Below are 18,492 nucleotides of genomic sequence, written 5' to 3' on the forward strand. Positions count from 1 at the left end.
CATCACGTCCTTTCGTGCAGTAGGCTTTTATGTATCCAAATGGCTGCTTGAGCTCCATCCCCCATGGCGATGGAGAGTAGCTGCGAATGGACTGTTACATCGCCTACTGCCCAAACGTGCTTAACATTCGTTTCTTTCGTTCGTGGGTTGACGACAATATGGTGGTTTTCGAGCCTTTCGACACCAAGCTGTTTTGCTAAGTCGGATTCAACCTTTGCCCCGCCCATGGCGAGAAAAGCTTTCGGTGCTGAATGAACGGTCCCATCTTGTAACATAACCCCTTGAAATGTCTCTTCATCATGTAAGATCGTCTCAACCTTTTCATGAACAACCAAGATGTTTTTGCTCGCTAGCTTTTGTTTGACTTCAGGAGAAAGAGGCTGCTGTTCATGGTTAATATACATCAAATTGGGCTTCCAATACGTCAGTGCTAAAGAGAGGTTTGCTCCTGCCTGACCGGAACCAATGACGATCGTATCTTGACCTCTCACTTCATAACCGTCACAATCAGGACAAAGAAAAACGTGCTTGCCGAGCATAGGATATAAAGAAGGAAAAGGTGGAATACGATCACTAATGCCAGTGGCTAATAACAATCGCTTCGCTTCAAAGGTCGTACTTTCTGTCTCGATAACAAAATGCTCAGCTTGCCTGCGAACCGAATGAACAGAACTGTCGATGAATTCAACGCCTAGTGAAGTCGCTTGTTTTCTCCCTGCTTCACGTATCGCTTGGCCACTGATGCCGTCAGGCCACCCAAGAAGATTATGGTATCTACGGCAAAGAGAGGAGCGACCACCGCCATTATCAATAATCGCCACATGGTGTTCGTATCGACCGAGTTGGATGGCTGCCTGTAACCCTGCGATACCACCGCCAACTATGACACACTCATACATCGTATCCCTACTTTCGCAAGTGTGGTAAGTGCTGTTAGTTTGTCTCGTGGGCAGGGAAGTATGCTTATCCTTTTTGAAATAGGAAAGCCGTACAGTTACCCACTAAAAACGTAGCAACCAACTACGATGAAGTGAATCAAGGTGAGCATGTCCACTGATGATCACTAATCGTAAGTGAAAACTTACTTTACTGCCAAGCATAATGCGAAAGCGATCTAACGATGTATAAGGGCAAAAAATAGCCTTAGTGCCGATGTGGCACTAAGGCTATTTGCGAAGGTTGAACGCTGCGTTAAGCTGTCCTCGCAACATGCGATCCCGAACTTCTTTTTTTCGCAACTGCTTTTGCTCCATTTTTCGTATTTCAAATGTTTGCATACCGTCTTCCATTTTGTTCGCAATGTCTATTAAACGTTCGACATCTAAAAAAGAGTATTTGCGCGTACCTCCGGGCGTTCGCTCAGGAAACACAAGTTTGCGCTCCTCGTAGTAACGAATTTTCCGTTCAGTTAACCCGGTTAACTCACTCACCATCCCAATTGTAATCACTTTTTTATCTTTATAAGACACGTGATTCAACCCCTCATTAGCGTCTTGTTCAAAATGTTCTGACCTTTGTTGATTTTTACTATAGCATAAGTGGAACAAGAGGAACAGAGGGTATGTTAGATTTTCTTACAAATAAATTGGAACGCACATGTCGGTCGTGTAAGATATAATTAATAGCCCTTGGACATAAACGGAATGAAAAAGGGGAAGATGAAAAAAGATTTTTATGATAGGATATTGTTTATAAAACAGATATAAAAACTCGGAAATAACTTTGATGGGTGGGAGAAATCGCGATGAACAAACAAGGAAAAGTTTACTTAGTAGGAGCGGGACCTGGTGATCTTCGCCTTATGACATTAAAAGGAAAAGATTGTTTACAAAAGGCCGATGTCGTACTGTATGACCGTTTAGTGAATCCGCTCTTTTTAGAGTGGACAAAACCCGAAGCGGAATTGATCTATTGCGGAAAACTGCCAGACCGCCATTTGCTTAGGCAGGAAGCGATTAATGAACTGTTAATTGAAAAGGGACGCCAAGGAAAAGTCGTCGTTCGCTTAAAAGGGGGAGACCCGAGCGTATTCGGACGAGTTGGAGAGGAAGCAGATGTGCTAAAAGAAGCAGGTTTGCCGTATGAGATCGTTCCTGGGATAACCGCAGGAATTGGCGCTTCTACCTATGCTGGAGTTCCCGTGACTCATCGGGATTATGGGGCTTCCTTTACGGTTGTAACCGGCCACGATAAATCGCCATCTGGACAACCGCTCATCGATTGGCATGCATTAGCTAACGGTATTGATACGATCGCTTTTTACATGGGGGTAAGCAACCTTCCGTACATCACGGAACAGCTTATCGCCCACGGAAGGGATCCAGAAACGTGTGTTCTATTAATCCAATGGGGAACGATCGGGAAGCAACGTGTCGTCGAAGGACGTTTAAATACAATTGTTTCAAGGGTAAAGGAGGAAGGTATCACAAACCCGGCCATTACTCTAGTCGGTAATATCGGAAAATTACGAACAGAGAAAAGCTGGTTTGAGTCGCAGCGTCTTTTTGGCCATCAAGTGTTGATCGGGAGGACGACTGCAGAGGAAGGCGGGCTAGCGAAAACTCTTATGGAGGCAGGAGCCGAAGTGTTCGAATTTCCACGTTGGCATGTAACATCGAAACCATGGGGAGTAACCCCTAATGAGGTGCAAGAGGCGGATCACCTCGTTTTCACTTCACCCCATAGTGTCCACTTTTTCTTTGAAAGCTTAACTGAACAAAGCATTGACATTCGGCACATTCGCGGCTCCTTTTTTGCAGCCTCAAAAAAATCGCTTAAAATCATTCGTTCTTTTGCCTGTACTGCGGCCCTCTTGCAAGAGTTGCCTGCTGGAGGGAAAACGATCATTTTCGGTGATGAAGAAAATGAAATGAAGCGAAAATACTCGTTCGAAGGGGCAAGCTATGTCTCGACACATCAAAAGGCATTGGTCCCTCAATCGCTTCGAACCTGTAGGCGGTTGCTTGATGAAGGACGAATTGAAACGCTTGTGTTTCCGAGTGCCGCTTCTGTCAATGCCGTAATAGACGGGCTAGAGCAATGCGGGGAATCCGTTGGGACGTTATCGCAAGCTAAAACGGTTATTACGTTCGGACCGGAGTCCTCAAAAGCGGCGAAAGAAGCAGGATTTCAAGTGGACATTCAATTAGAAGCTCCTTCTGCTCAATTGCTAATTGAAACGTTGGAAGCGGTAAGAGTATAGGGGGTGTTTCAGTGAAAGGAATTGTTTATATCGGTCATGGAAGCCGAGTAGAGGAGGGCAATGAGCAACTGCGCGCATTTGTGAAAAAAGCGATTGAGCGCAAAAGGGATATTCCGATTCAAACCATTGGTTTTATTGAGCTAGCTGAGCCATCGATTGAAGAGGCGATCGATGAATGTGTAGCAATGGGCGCTACTGATATCGCGATCGTTCCCGTTCTCCTTTTAGCAGCTGGTCATGCAAAGGTGGATATTCCACAAGAAATTGAACGAGCAGAAAAGAAGTATCCTGAAGTGACATTTTCATATGGACGGCCATTCGGTGTGGAGACCGTCATTGTCGATGTGTTGAAGCAGCGACTTGAAGCAGTAGGATTAAAACATGTGAACGGTCTCCCTACCTATGATGATCGAGAAGAAGCGACGATCCTCCTCGTAGGACGGGGAAGTAGTGATCCAGATGCGAATAGCGATTTAGTTAAGATTTCTCGCCTTTTATGGGAGCATGTCCCCGTCATGGAGGTAGAAGTTTGTTTTTTAGCGGCAACCCGTCCGTCTTTAGATGAAGGACTAGAAAAAGTTATCCGCTTAGCAGGTAAAAAGGTGTATCTTTTGCCGTACCTGCTCTTTTCTGGTGTTCTCATGAACAGTCTGCAAGCGAAAGTGAATGAATTAAATGAAACATCATCAGATAAAGAATTTTTGCTGTGCCATTACCTTGGCTTTGATGATCAGCTTGTCAATATACTTGTAGAGCGCGTGGATGAAGTGTTGGAACATAAAATAAGCGGGAATCCCGATCTATATCACGATCGTCTATCGAAGCAAGCGAATGGAGTCGAAGGTTTATGACGGTTCCTGTCATGCTGAACGTGCAAAATCGATCGGTTGTTTGTGTTGGTGGAGGAGAAGTTGCAGTAAGGAAAGTAAGATCTTTTGTCAAGGAAGGGGCACATATGACCGTCGTGTCCCCCTCATTGCACGAGCAGCTTCGGCCCTATGCAGATAATGGTCAGATCGTCTGGAAGAAGAAAAAGTTTCAACCCATTGACTTAGCTGATGCTTGGTTCGTGCTTGCTTGTACGAATGATCGTGCGCTAAACGAGCAAGTGGCCATCATAGCGAATAAAAACAAACAGTTGTGTTATGTGGCAGATGACCCTCAGAGCAGTGATGTGACGTTTCCTGTCGTGAAGCATAAAGGAGCGATAACGGTTGCCTTATCTACTGGAGGGGCCAGTCCAACGCTTGCGAGAACACTTCTTGAGGAGATCGTATCTCATATGCCGGATGATATGGACGAGATTTTAGTATTTTTAGCAGAAGCTCGTGTAAAAGTGAAACAAAGAATTGCGGATGAGTCGGTACGTAGAGAGCTATTAAAGAAATTGGCTACCTCGGCTGTTTACCACCAATCAGATCGCTATGTTTGGCTTGAGGAGCAGATTAAAACCTATACAGACACATTCGGTGGAAACGATAAACAATGAAGTGAAAGGGAATCTTATCAATGAATCGAGTGCGATTGAGAACAGCGAAGCAGAAGCGGACTATAAGCGTTTATTCGAATTAATGTATGTAGCAGAGGACCAACAATGGCGTGAATACAACGGCCCCTATTTTCCGTTTGAAGAGGAAACGTACGAGACATTTTACGAATCAAAGAAAAAAGCTTTTGCTGAAGGACGATTAAAGCTGATCGACGTTAACGGTGCCATTATCGGAACGGTCAATTATTATTGGGAGTATCAGCCGACACGTTGGCTCGAAGCTGGTATCGTGATCTATGACTCTACGTTTTGGAATGTAGGCTACGGCACGGAAGCCTTCAAACAATGGATCACAGAGTTGTTTGCTAACGATCCGGAAATCGCGCGAGTTGGCTTTACGACATGGTCAGGGAATCCAGGAATGATGAAGATCGGTGAAAAGCTCGGGATGATGTTAGAGGCTCGGTTGCGAAAGGTAAGATACCATCGAGGAACATATTATGATCAAATTCGTTACGGCGTGTTAAGGGAAGAATGGAAAAGTAGATGAACGCCTCTAAAAACTTGGCATACGTTCCACGTGCTATAATGAAAGAAAAAAATGGTACCAATGTGAAAATGATGAAATCACAGGGTGGGTCCGTTTCTGTTTTGAGGAGATGAACATGAAAACAAAGCTTAGGGGAATCATATTGCTTATTAGTTTGTGTCTCATTTGTGTTGGATGTAGCACTAGTATGGCTTCCGATCAAATGACAGTCAAGCGACTAGAGCCGAAAACCAATTTAGAAGAACGATTGCTGTCGGCTATAGGGAGTCCGCTTTTGTTTGAAATTGATCACTTACCGGTAGAAAAAAAGTTGAGTTTGGAGTTGAATTCTATGAAAACGGGGAAATGGTTGGCGACGCTGAAGCAATTGGCTTGTTGACCGATGGAACAGAAGAGGAAGTGATCGACTCGCTCCAGCTTTTGTTTCAGTTAAATGAGAGTGGGGAAGAACACTACTCTTCGAAAGTGGTTGCTTTTGACGAGGTCGGTGGGACTTATACAGGTTATGGAGGTAACACGAACATTTCACTTGATGGAAGATGGCTCAGTGGCTATATCGTCGAGGAAAAGGTGCCGCTTGAAAAAGGAAACAAACAATATTTAGGCTACATTGCTCAAAATGATAGTGATACGATTTCAACCCTGTCAATTGATGAGGAAGTGAAGCTAGAAGACGAAGTAGGAAGATACGATCGTATACTACTTTATTACGTTCTGATCGAGTAATAAATGAGGAGGATGACCGAGTCATTCGTACAATATGAGGCGAATTTGCTGAATGCCCACCGTCAGTAATGGAGAGAGGCTAGTATCCGCGAACAATGGAAATAAGCGGTGCTAGCCAATTTTGCATTGACGAGTGGGCTATGTTAGTTTTAGAATGTTCTAAAATGTTGAAAAAAATTCGTCTTCAAAAGGTGTTGATGAACTGCAAATGTCACTCCATTTGAACGGCAGAAAAAGAGAAATCGATAGGAGATGGAGAGTAGCATGAAAGTAACGAAGTTTGGTGGAACATCCGTTGCGAGTGCAGAGCAAATTCGCAAGGTGGCTACGATTGTAGCAGATGATGTGGAGCGTAAAATTGTCGTCGTTTCAGCTCCTGGGAAGCGGCATTCAAGCGATACAAAGGTGACGGATTTGTTAATTCGTTTAGGAGAAACGTACTTAGAAAAGGGATATGCGAATGAGGAGCTAGAGGCGGTTTTACGACGGTATGAAGAAATTGCTAAAGGGTTGGAGCTCGGCCAAGAGATCATTGATCAAATTGCGAACGATTTACACACAAGGCTAACCTTTAACCAAAGCAACCCCGGTGCATTTATGGATCAACTCAAGGCAAGCGGGGAGGACAACAACGCGAAGTTAATTGCTGCCTATTTGCAAACCAAAGGAATGAATGCAGTCTATGTAAGCCCAAAGGAGGCCGGCCTGTTGGTCAGTGATGAACCTGGAAACGCCCAAGTGTTACCTGAGGCGTATGACCATTTAAAAAAGCTTCGTGAACGTGACGAAATGATCGTATTCCCAGGTTTTTTTGGTTTTTCTCCAGACGGAGCTCTCGTCACATTTCCGCGAGGAGGCTCGGACATTACTGGAGCGATTTTGGCCGCTGGGGTGAAAGCGGAACTGTATGAGAATTTTACAGACGTGGATTCCGTGTTTGCTGCGAACCCAAATGTCGTTGAAAGTCCGGCGCAAATTCGGCGCATGACTTATAGAGAAATGCGGGAGCTTTCCTATGCGGGCTTTTCCGTCTTTCATGATGAAGCGTTAATTCCAGCATTTCGGCAAAAGATTCCCGTTTGTGTGAAAAACACGAACAATCCTAGCTCACTAGGAACAATGATTCTAGCAGAGCGAGAGTACTTTTTAAATCCTGTCATCGGGATTGCGGCAGATAAAGGGTTTGCGACTATTTATGTTCGCAAATATTTAATGAACCGTGAAATAGGGTTCGGGCGTCGGCTGTTGCAAATTATTGAAGATGAAGGCCTTTCATATGAGCATATCCCGTCAGGAATTGATGATGCCTCGGTCATTCTTCGGCAGGAGCAACTGACGGATGAAATCGAGCATCGGATATTAGCACGAATAAAAGAGGAGCTTTGTGTCGACGATGTGTTTGTTGAAAAGGATTTTGCTATGGTGATGATCGTTGGTGAAGGAATGCATAACACTGTCGGCATTTCAGCACGAGCCACGGCTGCGCTTGCTAGAGCTCATGTCAACATTGAAATGATTAACCAAGGATCGTCTGAGGTTAGTTTAGTGCTTGGCATACACGAGAAAGACGCCGATGCGGCCGTCCGTGAATTGTATGAAGAATTTTTCGGTGGTGCCGAGGAAACGGTTCAATAAAAGGAAGCTCTGTCGATCAAAGACAGAGCTTCTTTTGTATCATCATTTCGATTGTTTAAGCAAGCTTTTTAGCTCGGCTACGTCTTTTCTTAAGGCTGAGATTTCTTGTTTTAACCCATCGGCTTCACCATCTTCCTCATCGTCCGTTAACTCTGCTTTTTCAACGTTATTGACGATTACACCGATAAACAAGTTAAAGATGATAAACGTACCGATTAAGACAAAGCTGACAAAATAAAGCCAAGACCACGGAACTTCGGCAAAAATTGGTCGCATGACGCCGCTCGCCCATGACTCTAGCGTGACCACTTGGAACAATGTTAACAAACTAAGCTGTAAATTACCGAAATATTCAGGCGACACATGCTGAAATAACATCGTCCCGATAACGGCAAAAATATAGAAGAAAATGCTCATCAAGATTAAGATGTTTCCTAACGCCGGGATCGTCATCACCAACGCATCAACTAACCTGCGCAACGATGGAACAACTGAGATGGCCCGTAGTACCCTGAGAACCCGTAAAATACGGAGAACCGTCACAAATTGAGCACCTGCAAATATATGACCTGCGGCTACAATTAAGAAATCAAACCAATTCCATGAACTTCGAAAAAAAGCTGATTTCGGATTCGAAGCTAAAAAGCGCATCGCAATTTCAATCGTGAAGATCCAGAGAAGAACAAGATCTATTCGATAGAATAACCATTTATGATCAGCATAAATACGTGGATAGGTTTCGATTCCAACGATAAGGGCATTAAAAAGAATTAACGCGATCACCGTAAACGTAAACGCCCGATGATTCACGATTTTTTGCATTTTACTAGTGAAACTGTTCTGTTTCTGTCTAGCTTCCATTTTCAATGATCCACTCCTTTAATCTACTTGCACTCGTTCTATTTTACTAGAATTTAAGAAAACAGAAAAGGTTCGGATCTCCTCTGTTTCAATAAACATTTATTCTTAACGTTCCATACTCTAGCAAAGGTGAGGGGTACGCATGACTAAAGGGGAGCTGAGCTACAGATTTCATTAAAATAGTTAGAATTTGGCGAGGGCGAACAAGTGAACATAGCTAGACTCGGGCACATTTAATTAGCCCAATCCGCTGGGGATCAAATAACTTATATTCAGGTGGGTCGTTATGCTTTCCCTTGATCGTTTTTCAACTTACACAGATGGACTTGATCTAGAAATCGACCGTGTCAAATCATGATCAATTCAAATAAAAAGTGAAGGCCGTATAGAGGGATAGACATGGATTCGAATGGACTTCAAGGAAAACGAACGTACGTTCTTGAAATCGAATGTACGTTCGTGTATACTGGAGTTAAAGAGAACGAGGTGAGAAGACATGGAAAAGTTACTCAGACGAAGTGTGCAAGAACAACTAATTCTCGCTGCGATTTATCAATCTTGCTCTGGTGAATTTACGCAGCGAAAGCTATTGGTAAAGTCATTTAACGATACCCATGTGGTGGCATATTGTTTCTTGCGTAAGCAAACGCGCATGTTCAAACGGGATCATTTTTTATCGGTTCAGCCGGATCATTCAAACGTTTCTCGTCCTGCTTGGTAAACAAAAAGAACCACCTGTTGGTCGATGGTTCATTTATAATGAAGATCTACTTTTTAATTTCCAATGAAGGGGTGGAACCGAGTTCACGTGAACGATTTATGGCTGCAGTGATAGCTTCTTCGATTGCTTGCTGCATTTGCTGCTGTTCAAGAACGCGAAGACCTGCCTCTGTGGTCCCCCCTGGGCTCATCACTTCCTTATATAATTCCTCTGCCGTTTTCGATGTTTGCTCAAGTCGTTTGCCAGTCCCAATAAGCGTCTGGGAGATGAAGGCTTTCGCTTCGCTTTCTGTAAGCCCAGATTGTACCGCCGCTCGCTCCATTGCTTCTACCATGTAATAAAAGTAGGCGGGACCGCTACCGGCAAGTCCCGTGACAGCGTCAAGTTTATCCTCCGTTACTTCTGTCACTGTACCGATGGCCGTAAATATAAGGGTCGCTAGCTTTACATGAGAGGCGTTAGCATACCGGCCACCGCACAATCCTGTGGCGGATGCCCCGACTTTTGCTGATGTATTTGGCATCGTTCGGACAACAGGTACCTCATGTGCAAGCAACGTTTCGATGTAGGAGGTCGTTGTGCCCGCGAGTACGGAAATAAACAGCTGTTTCTCTGTTATTTCGCCGCGAATTTCTTCAATCGCCTCTTCAATGTTTTTTGGCTTCATCGCTAGAAATATGATCGTTCCTTGGCGTACAGCTTCTTGGCGATTTTGCGTGGTGCAAATCCCATAACGATCTTCGAGTTTTGTTAGCTTTGCTTCATCACATAGGTTTGTGGCGATCACTTGGGAAGGGAGAAGGAGCTTTTTAGACAAAAGCCCGGCAATGATGGACTCGGCCATAGAACCAGCCCCTAAAAAGGTGATCTTATGATCTTGTAGCATCGTTCATTCACCTACTTTTTGATTTGTCCTGTACCATGCACCACATATTTGCTTGATGTCAGGGCGCGTAAACCCATTGGCCCACGAGCATGTAGCTTTTGTGTACTGATGCCGATTTCTGCTCCAAACCCAAATTCAAAGCCATCGGTAAAACGGGTGGAGGCGTTATGATAGACTGTTGTAGCATCGACATTGGTTAAAAACTTACGTACGTTGGCATCCGTTTCACTTACGATGGCTTCCGAATGCTTTGAACCGTAGCGATCAATGTGAGCGATGGCTTCATCCACAGAGTTGACGATTTTCATTGCCACCTGCAAGTCTAAATATTCAGTTCCCCAATCGGACTCATCTGCCGGTTTTACGAATGGCGCGACGGCTTTTATTTGTTCATCTCCTGCAATTTGTACTTCTTTTATACGCAACTCTTCTATTAATTTGCTTACATGTTCCTTTGCCCATGCGCTGTGTACTAAAATTGTTTCTGCTGCATTGCAGACAGAAGGGCGCTGTGTTTTCGCGTTGACTGCAATCGCAACTGCCATTTCTGGGTCAGCAGATTCGTCGATATACACATGACAGTTTCCAACACCTGTTTCTAATACAGGGACCGAGGCTTCTTTTACAACTGACTGAATTAAATTTGCCCCACCACGTGGAATGAGAACATCCAAATAGTCATTTAGCTTAAACATCTCTTTCGCTGTTTCCCGGGACGTGTCTTCTAAAAGTTGAACGGCGTCCTTTGGAATCACATTTGCAGCTTCCAGTCCGCGATGAATGACAGAGACGAGTGCTTTGTTGGAATGGAGTGCAGAAGAACTACCGCGCAGAAGGACAGCGTTCCCTGATTTTAAGCAAAGAACGGAGGCATCCACTGTGACATTAGGACGGGCTTCGTAAATCATCCCAATGACCCCGAGTGGGACACGTACCTGCCGAATGTTCAAGCCATTTGGACGAGTAAACTCATCGATTTGTTCCCCGATTGGATCATCTAACGCGATCACTTGCTCTACACCTTCCGCCATTGCTTGAACCCGTTCATCCGTTAGTAATAAACGGTCGAGTAACGTTTGACTGATTCCCGCACGTTGACCAGCTTCGATATCTTTTTGATTTTCTTCGATTAAGTATGTGCGTTCTACCAAAAGCTGATCTGCAATTTGTTTTAGCGCACGGTTTTTTTCTTCAGTTGTCAATATAGCCAATTGTTTACTCGCTTGTTGGGCCTGTTTTGCTTTCTCAATCAATTCACTCATGATTCATTCAACTCCTTTTCTTGTATGACTAATTGGTCACGATGGACCACCTCATCCCGCACGAGTGGGATCAACTGTTTGGCTTCATCACTTTTTCTTCCTTGAACTTTTCGTAGCTGCTCAGAAGAAAGCGTGACTTGGCCTTTCGCAATGACTTTGTTTTGTTCATTCCATATGTGGACCACATCTCCCGCTTGAAACGTCCCGTGCACGGAGGTAACACCCGCTGGAAGTAAACTCTTTCCTTCATTCATTATCGCCCGTTCAGCCCCTTGATCGATCCGAACTACGCCACTTACGGGGGAGTGAAGACGAATCCATTGCTTTGTCTTTCCTTCCATTAAATCGCCCGTATTACCTACATACGTGCCATCTCCCTTGCCTGAGAGGATGTCAAGTAATGCATGTTCTCCGCTCGCTTTTCCGATAAACACGTCTACTCCAAGCGATAGCGCCGTTTGTGCTGCTGCTACCTTTGACTTCATCCCCCCAGTCCCAACGTTCGATCCTGCTTCTCCACCCATTTGCAACATTTCATCAGGAATCGTCGGGAGGTATTGATAGCGTTTTGCATTCGGATGCGTTTTAGGGTTAGCGTCATATAGCCCATTGACATCTGTCAAAATGCAAAGGGTGTGGGCATGGATCAATCCGCTCACAAGGGCAGAAAGCATATCATTGTCACCAAACGTGAGCTCGGCAATCGAAGTGGAGTCATTTTCATTAATGATTGGCAGAGCCCTACGCTTTAATAGCTCCATTAAGGCGGAATAGGCGTTTGTATACTGCGTTTGATTTTGAAAATCTTTTCGGGTCAAGAGAAGCTGGGCAGCAATAATTCCGTGTTGATGAAAACGTTCCATATAATGCTGCATAAGCAACGCCTGCCCGACGGCCGCTGCCGCCTGTTTACCGGCCATGGTCGTTGGTCGAACAGGGTATCCGAGCCGAGAAAAGCCCGCCGCTACTGCCCCAGAAGAAATGAGGATCACTTCATGCCCAGCTTTACGCAGGTTAACGATGGCACGAACATAGCCTTCTAGTTTCTCTAAATCAAGCGCTCCTTGTTTCGTCGTAAGCGAACTACTTCCAATTTTGATTACGATCCGTTGTCTTTTCATGCCACTTCCCCCAGTTTTCATTCGATCACAAAAAACCTCCGTCCCTAAAAAAGGACGGAGGTTGGATATCCGCGGTACCACCTTTTGTTGGCATAATTGCCCACTCTACTCTCATAACGCGAGACACGTCCAGCTTTTCACTGGTAGCTCAAGGGTAGGTTCAGCACATTCAGAGGCAACGGTCCTTTCAGCCTGTGGGTCCCGCTCTCTGACTGCATGAATGGATGCTTACTAATCCCTCTCATTGCCTGCAATTTTTAATTGTGCTTATTATAAAACGGGGGAATCCTGTAGTCAAGGGGCTATCAGATAATTCAAATAAAATAGGTCGTCCCCATGAACTTTCGTCAACAAATGGAGAAATGATCAGCCAAAAGAACGAAATGATTTTCAATTTGTTCTGAAAACGTTTTATAAGATTCACAAGACGTTCAATTTTCGTTATGATATAGGGACTGCCATATGGAGGAGAGAAGCATGAGAAAGAAAACAATCTTTATTACGGGTGCTTCCAGTGGACTAGGACGACAGCTTGCCATTGACTTTTCGTGGGAAGAGACGGTGTTATGTTTGTTTGCCCGTTCTCAAGAACGTTTAGAAAATGTCCAGCGAATTGTTGTCGAAAACGGAGGCGAAGCCCATATTTATCCCGTAGATTTGGCTGATCCACAGTCGATAGATCGCTCGTTTGCAGAAGCCATCAGCGCCGTTGGTGTGGTTGATGTACTAATAAATAACGCCGGTTACGGTGTGTTTGAACCTTTCTGTGATAGTCAGATGGATGAGAATGAACGGATGTTTCGTGTCAATGTATTCGGCTTGATGCGAGCAACAGCCGCTGTCTTACCGACGATGCGTGAACAAGGAAGCGGTCATATTATTAACATTGCGTCCCAAGCTGGAAAGATTGCTACAGCCAAATCAGCTATTTACTCTGCAACAAAGCATGCCGTTTTAGGATTTACAAACAGCCTGAGAATGGAGTTGAAAGGGACAGGGATTCATGTCTCAGCTGTGAATCCAGGACCGATCCAAACGCCATTTTTTGATCAAGCAGACAAGGAAGGCGGATATACTTCTAAAGTTCAGCGAATCATGCTCGATCCAGAAGATGTATCAGAAAAAATTGTGCAATTAACGAAAAAGCCAAAGCGCGAATTAAACCTACCTTGGTGGATGAACATTGGGGCTACTGCTTATCAGGTTGCGCCCCGTCTATTGGAGCTTTTAGCAGGGAAGCAATTTCGTCAAAAGTAAGGGTTCCTGTAAAGATGGAATAGCAACAATCATAAATAATAGTATGGAGATCTTCATCCGATTGTTCTTTGTATTGCTGGCATACATAATCGGTGAGGATCTTTTGTTCGTTTGCACTCAAAGGCATCGTTTCAGATGGTGAAAAGGTTTCCAACACACGTTTAATCTTTTTATCGATAAAAATTTGTTCCATAATCGTCTCCACTTCCCATTTAAGCCATTGGTCTATTCATTATAGCAAAACGTACCCTCGTTAGGTCTTTATTACATTTAAGAAAAAATGATCAACACATTTGGGTGGATCGCTGAATAAAATACGGTGTGAAAACTTTACGATCATGATGTGATTGAAACGACCCAAAGGGGCTGATTAGACAGATGTGTGGAATTACAGGCTGGGTAGATTGGCGACGCAACTTGCAAAATGAGACGGAAACGATCAAACAGATGGCGGAAACGCAAACACATCGAGGGCCCGATGATTTGAACGTTTGGACAGAGAAGCATGCTGCCTTAGGTCACTCGCGGCTCATTGTCGTTGATCCGGAAGGCGGTTGTCAGCCGATGATGAGGGAGAGGAATGGCAAACGCTATACGATCGTGTATAACGGCGAATTATACAATACAGAAGATTTACGGAAAGAGCTTATAGTAAAAGGTTACCAGTTTCAAGGCCATTCGGATACGGAAGTATTACTCGTGTCTTATATCGAATGGGGTTACCAATGTGTGGAGAAGTTCAATGGCATTTTTGCGTTTGCGATTTGGAATGATAAAGATCAGAGCTTGTTTATGGCCCGCGACCGATTAGGGGTAAAGCCGCTATTTTATACTGTTCGCCATGGATTTTTACTTTTTGCAACTGAGATAAAAGCGCTGCTTGCTCATCCTGAAATCGAGCCGGTTCTTACCGAAGAAGGGCTATCGGAAGTGCTCGGGCTTGGGCCATCACGTTCACCGGGTAATGGCGTTTTTGATGATATTCAAGAGTTGCGACCAGCTCATCTTTTGACATACGATCGCAATGGGGCAAAAGTGAGCCGTTATTGGAGATTAAAATCAATGGCTCATTCTGAAGATGCGATGGAAACGGCCGCCCATCTTCGCGACTTATTAGAAGATACTGTCGAACGTCAGCTATTTGCAGATGTTCCAGTTGGAATGTTTCTTTCGGGTGGAGTCGATTCGAGTGCTTTAACGGCAATTGCGGCGCTGATTTACGAGCGAGAAGGGAAGGGCCCGATTCGGACGTACTCGATTGATTATGACGAAAATGATAAGTATTTTAAAGCGAATGACTTTCAACCGAATGCCGATGGACCTTGGGTTGAAAAAGTTTCAACTACTTTTCGAACGAACCACCACAATGCTGTCATCTCGATCGAGGAGTTGGCTAATCAATTAAAGCGAGCGGTAGAGCTTCGTGACTTACCTGGAATGGCCGATGTAGACTCTTCATTGTATTGGTTTTGTAAGCAAATCAAAAAAGATGTTACCGTTGGCTTATCGGGTGAATGTGCTGACGAAATTTTTGGTGGGTATCCTTGGTTCCATAAGCCAGAGGTCATGAATTTTAATGGGTTTCCTTGGATGAGATCAGCGGATGAACGTCAGGAGCTTCTTCATGAACGATGGCGCCAAAAGTTAAATTTGCCCAAATACGTTCATGATCGTTATAAAGAAACGATTGCCGAAACGCCTCGCTTCGAAGAGGACACACCGGAAGAAGCGCGACGCAGGGAAATTTCGTATTTGAACATGGTCTGGTTTATGACAACGCTTCTTGATCGGAAGGATCGAATGAGCATGGGAGCGAGCTTAGAAGTGCGAGTTCCATTTTCTGACCATCGAATTGTAGAATACGCTTGGAACATTCCGTGGGAAATTAAACAATTTGGAGGGAGAGAGAAGGGCATTTTACGAAAAGCGTTGGAAGGCATCCTCCCAGATGAAGTGTTATACCGGAAAAAAAGTCCTTATCCGAAAACGCACCATCCAAAATACACGAAAATGGTCCAGCAAGAGATGGAACGAATTCTCGGTCAAAGCGATAGCCCCCTCTTTGATGTAGTGAACCGGAAAAAGTTAAAAGAGTTAGCCGAAACTGGTGGCAAGGCATTAACGACACCTTATTTTGGGCAGCTTATGACAGGCCCGCAGCTCCTTGCCCACTTCATCCAAATGGAGCATTGGCTTAAGCATTACAATATCAAATTAATTGGTTAACGATTGTGCCCCCTCGTTTGTTGAAAAACGAGGGGCTTTTGCTGCGTTTTGGTAGTTCTTTAGTTGTATTAGGAGGAACAGACGAATACATACTTTAGTTTTATTAATAGATTGGTTTGACTAAGATTGTGTGGTATAATTTGCTCATACAAAAATGAATAGTTATTCATTTAGTGGGGGGATAATATTGGATCAGCATGTAGAGGTTGTCATGGAGCGCAATCGTTTACTCGTAAAATTAATATGGTTTATGTTCGCGTTAGGGTTAGTGAGCAATTTTGTCAGCCGAGTGCCTCAAGAAGGAATAATTGCATATGTCATTACAGGGGTGGTACTTGGACTGGCCATCACATTCTTAACCTTTAGCGGAAAAGTTCCTCTGTTTATTCCGTATATGGTCACCGTTTGTTATGGTATTTTAACATTTGTGATTGGAATGACTTCTCCAAAACTATCAAATTACTTACTCGTTTTTATTAGTTTAGCGATCGTCGCTCTTTATCACCAGTTTCGTGTCATTGCTTTATCTGGTGTTATCGGACTTTTATTAACAAATTATTTTTTCTTTACGTTACGTGATTCTATGTTTGTCGGTTTAGATGAACAAGTGCTATTTTCGTTAAATTTATACGTTCTTTTATTGACGGTCATTTTAATGGCACAGGCGAAGATTGGGGAGCAAATGAGAGCGAAAGTGGAAGCCGATCATGCCCTTGTTGTGGAGGAAAAAAAGAGAACTGAGCAACTTCTTGATCGTGTCGCAGAGACATCTCATGTCATCGAAACATTCTCAGAAAAAGTATTGAGTGAAATGGAGAAAACGAAAGATGTATCCCAAGAGCTTGTCGGTGCCTTTAACGAAGTATCGCAGGGAGTGGAACAGCAATCGGGCAGCATCACGGAAATGAAGGAGACGATGCTGAAGCAAGACCAAGCGGTTAGCCAAATGGCCGAAGTATCTGAATCAACGAAAAAGCTGGCGAAGCAGGGAAAAGAAAAAAGTGAAGAAAGTTATACAAACATGCTTGGATGGTCTAAAGAGGTCACAGAGCTTCAAGCGACCGTCGACGAAACGTTAACGACGATTCTAGGCTTGAGCAAAAAATCTCAGCAAATTACGTCGATTGTCGAGACCGTTAATCAAATTGCTGAACAAACGAATTTACTCGCATTGAATGCAGCGATTGAAGCAGCACGTGCGGGAGAGCAAGGAAAGGGTTTTTCCGTTGTTGCCGAAGAAGTACGCAAACTAGCGCAAGATTCCCAAGCAGCGACTCAACAAGTGAATGCTATCCTAGGCGATATTCAAAAAATGACGGGAGCGATCTCGGAAAAAATGATGAACAGTAAAACCGTAACGGACAAAGGGGTCGAACGGGCGACAGGAATGCTTGAAAGCCTAACGATTTCCGAGCAAATGATGTCGTCCATTGCTTCGGATTGCGAGCTTCTTGATGATCGTCTATCTTTATTGAGTAAGTCTCAAATGAGCTTGACGGAGGAGATCGTCTCTGTTCAATCGGTGACACAGCAATCTCAAGCGATGGTGGAAGAAGTATTTGCTAGTGTGGAGCAGCAAAATCAAGCGATTCAAAATGTGACGAAGCAGCTTGAGGAGCTCAATCAATTGAACGGGCGATTAGTTGCCTCTCTTTCGCAAACGGAAAACATATCTCCTGATGAAAAATGATTTTACAAAAAGTTAACCTTTCGCCAGCTTAGCTTTCCGCTGTATAGTAAAAAGAGACAAGCCGGTTTTGAATTTTTTCAGGTGGGGGGGAAAGGTATGACAAAGCGGATCGTTTTAGTAACAGGAGCGGCACAAGGGATTGGTACTGAGATCGCGGCAGCGTTTGCAGCGGCTGGAGATCGGGTCATTCTTGCAGATGTCAATGATAATAAAGGGCATGAGGCGGCTGAACGAATCAAGCAAAATGGAGAGGCGCGATTTATACATTGCGACGTAAAAAACATTAGTGAGATTAACCATTTGTTCGCTCAAATCAGAGGCGAGGAAGGTAGTCTTGATGTCCTCATAAACAATGCTGGGATTTCCATCTGGAAAAAGCTCTTTGACGTCACAGAGGAAGCATGGGATGAAGTGATTCACACGAACGTAAGGAGTGTATTTTTCTGTTCTCAACAGGCAGCACGGCTCATGAAAAAAGGTGGAGGTGGAGCGATTATTAATATTGCCTCCACTCGCGCGTTCATGTCTGAGCCTGATTCCGAGATGTACGCTGCAGCGAAAGGAGGAGTCATTGCTTTAACCCACGCTTTGGCCGCCTCTCTTCAGCCTTATAATATACGTGTAAACTCCATTAGTCCCGGTTGGATCCATACGGGAAAAAGGGAGGAGCTTCGTCCAATTGATCATAAGCAGCATTTTTCTAATCGGGTTGGAACCCCAGCAGATATTGCCTCTGCGTGCTTATTTTTGGCGAGTAACGAACAACAATTTATCAACGGTGAAAATCTAATCATTGATGGAGGAATGACGAAGAAAATGATTTATGAACCATAAGATCGGATGGTTAATTTGAGAAAAGGTGGGGA

The 18,492-nt window shown here is 44.2% G+C and carries 19 protein-coding genes and 1 other annotated feature; of the genes, 12 read left to right on the forward strand and 7 right to left on the reverse strand.

Translation table 11 applies throughout. The features are described from left to right. Positions 1–2 precede the first annotated feature (2 nt). Together FED51_RS08140 and FED51_RS08145 are read right to left on the reverse strand one after the other, a co-directional pair. Positions 3–899: an NAD(P)/FAD-dependent oxidoreductase gene (locus FED51_RS08140; RefSeq protein WP_053431448.1), complete on the reverse strand. Its 897-nt coding sequence runs from the start codon at positions 897–899 to the stop codon at positions 3–5. A gap of 267 nt (positions 900–1,166) precedes the next feature. Further along, the gene (locus FED51_RS08145) at positions 1,167–1,469 is read right to left on the reverse strand and encodes a MerR family transcriptional regulator (RefSeq protein WP_010897659.1); all 303 of its coding nucleotides are present in this window, start codon (positions 1,467–1,469) and stop codon (positions 1,167–1,169) included. Between the two features lie 275 nt (positions 1,470–1,744). Here FED51_RS08145 and cobA point away from each other — a divergent pair, with 275 nt between their 5' ends. The 7 genes from cobA (at position 1,745) to FED51_RS08180 (ending at position 7,602) form a co-directional block, all read left to right on the forward strand. Next, the gene (cobA, locus tag FED51_RS08150) at positions 1,745–3,202 is read left to right on the forward strand and encodes a uroporphyrinogen-III C-methyltransferase (protein WP_138090382.1); all 1,458 of its coding nucleotides are present in this window, start codon (positions 1,745–1,747) and stop codon (positions 3,200–3,202) included. An 11-nt stretch (positions 3,203–3,213) separates the two neighbouring features. Continuing rightward, the gene (locus tag FED51_RS08155) at positions 3,214–4,053 is read left to right on the forward strand and encodes a sirohydrochlorin chelatase (protein ID WP_053431446.1); all 840 of its coding nucleotides are present in this window, start codon (positions 3,214–3,216) and stop codon (positions 4,051–4,053) included. Next, the gene (locus FED51_RS08160) at positions 4,050–4,691 is read left to right on the forward strand and encodes a precorrin-2 dehydrogenase/sirohydrochlorin ferrochelatase family protein (RefSeq protein ID WP_053431445.1); all 642 of its coding nucleotides are present in this window, start codon (positions 4,050–4,052) and stop codon (positions 4,689–4,691) included. The genes FED51_RS08155 and FED51_RS08160 overlap by 4 nt, the downstream gene beginning before the upstream one ends. Next, entirely contained in the window at positions 4,672–5,241 is a 570-nt protein-coding gene (locus FED51_RS08165; RefSeq protein ID WP_420810276.1) for a GNAT family N-acetyltransferase, read from the forward strand. Before FED51_RS08160 ends, FED51_RS08165 begins: the two co-directional genes overlap by 20 nt. A gap of 115 nt (positions 5,242–5,356) precedes the next feature. After that, entirely contained in the window at positions 5,357–5,620 is a 264-nt protein-coding gene (locus tag FED51_RS08170; protein ID WP_053431444.1) for a hypothetical protein, read from the forward strand. Beyond that, positions 5,587–5,967, forward strand: coding sequence for a hypothetical protein (locus tag FED51_RS08175; RefSeq protein WP_053431443.1), 381 nt, complete (start codon positions 5,587–5,589; stop codon positions 5,965–5,967). The genes FED51_RS08170 and FED51_RS08175 overlap by 34 nt, the downstream gene beginning before the upstream one ends. 264 nt (positions 5,968–6,231) lie before the next feature. Next, positions 6,232–7,602 carry an aspartate kinase gene (locus tag FED51_RS08180; protein WP_053431442.1) on the forward strand — a complete coding sequence of 457 codons (1,371 nt, stop codon included), beginning with the start codon at positions 6,232–6,234 and terminating at the stop codon, positions 7,600–7,602. 42 nt (positions 7,603–7,644) lie between these two features. Here FED51_RS08180 and FED51_RS08185 read toward each other — a convergent pair whose 3' ends face one another. Continuing rightward, positions 7,645–8,463 carry an ion transporter gene (locus FED51_RS08185; protein WP_053432001.1) on the reverse strand — a complete coding sequence of 273 codons (819 nt, stop codon included), beginning with the start codon at positions 8,461–8,463 and terminating at the stop codon, positions 7,645–7,647. A gap of 496 nt (positions 8,464–8,959) precedes the next feature. Between FED51_RS08185 and FED51_RS08190 the strand changes: the two genes are divergently transcribed. Next, complete coding sequence (locus FED51_RS08190) at positions 8,960–9,184, forward strand: WYL domain-containing protein (RefSeq protein ID WP_010897667.1); 225 nt, start codon at positions 8,960–8,962, stop codon at positions 9,182–9,184. Between the two features lie 46 nt (positions 9,185–9,230). Here the strand turns inward: FED51_RS08190 and proC are convergent, their stop codons facing one another. From proC to proB, 3 genes are read right to left on the reverse strand one after another with little or no spacing between them, the layout of a single operon-like run. After that, entirely contained in the window at positions 9,231–10,070 is an 840-nt protein-coding gene (gene proC / locus FED51_RS08195) for a pyrroline-5-carboxylate reductase (RefSeq protein WP_010897668.1), read from the reverse strand. 11 nt (positions 10,071–10,081) lie between these two features. After that, positions 10,082–11,332 (reverse strand): glutamate-5-semialdehyde dehydrogenase, encoded by a 1,251-nt coding sequence (locus FED51_RS08200; RefSeq protein WP_053431441.1) that lies wholly within the window; start codon positions 11,330–11,332, stop codon positions 10,082–10,084. Next, a complete protein-coding gene (gene proB, locus FED51_RS08205) occupies positions 11,329–12,453 on the reverse strand; it encodes a glutamate 5-kinase (protein WP_053431440.1) in 1,125 nt (374 codons plus the stop codon). Before proB ends, FED51_RS08200 begins: the two co-directional genes overlap by 4 nt. A 47-nt stretch (positions 12,454–12,500) precedes the next feature. Continuing rightward, positions 12,501–12,707, reverse strand: a binding site (T-box leader). A gap of 223 nt (positions 12,708–12,930) precedes the next feature. Between proB and FED51_RS08210 the strand changes: the two genes are divergently transcribed. Next, on the forward strand, positions 12,931–13,710 hold the full coding sequence (locus tag FED51_RS08210) for an SDR family NAD(P)-dependent oxidoreductase (protein WP_053431439.1): 780 nt from the start codon (positions 12,931–12,933) through the stop codon (positions 13,708–13,710). On the opposite strand, the gene FED51_RS21740 is transcribed toward FED51_RS08210, so the two are convergent. Further along, on the reverse strand, positions 13,643–13,903 hold the full coding sequence (locus FED51_RS21740; protein ID WP_010897672.1) for a YqzH family protein: 261 nt from the start codon (positions 13,901–13,903) through the stop codon (positions 13,643–13,645). The two genes, FED51_RS08210 and FED51_RS21740, sit on opposite strands and share 68 nt — an antisense overlap. A 185-nt stretch (positions 13,904–14,088) precedes the next feature. Here FED51_RS21740 and asnB point away from each other — a divergent pair, with 185 nt between their 5' ends. The 3 genes from asnB (at position 14,089) to FED51_RS08230 (ending at position 18,460) form a co-directional block, all read left to right on the forward strand. Then, positions 14,089–15,936 carry an asparagine synthase (glutamine-hydrolyzing) gene (gene asnB / locus FED51_RS08220; RefSeq protein ID WP_053431438.1) on the forward strand — a complete coding sequence of 616 codons (1,848 nt, stop codon included), beginning with the start codon at positions 14,089–14,091 and terminating at the stop codon, positions 15,934–15,936. 187 nt (positions 15,937–16,123) lie between these two features. Continuing rightward, positions 16,124–17,626, forward strand: a complete 1,503-nt coding sequence (locus FED51_RS08225) for a methyl-accepting chemotaxis protein (protein ID WP_053431437.1) — start codon at positions 16,124–16,126, stop codon at positions 17,624–17,626. A gap of 96 nt (positions 17,627–17,722) precedes the next feature. Further along, on the forward strand, positions 17,723–18,460 hold the full coding sequence (locus FED51_RS08230) for an SDR family NAD(P)-dependent oxidoreductase (protein ID WP_053431436.1): 738 nt from the start codon (positions 17,723–17,725) through the stop codon (positions 18,458–18,460). Positions 18,461–18,492 lie beyond the last annotated feature (32 nt).

Origin of the sequence: Halalkalibacterium halodurans, assembly GCF_005671335.1 — a bacterium.
Classification (GTDB): Bacteria; Bacillota; Bacilli; order Bacillales; family Bacillaceae_D; genus Halalkalibacterium; species Halalkalibacterium halodurans.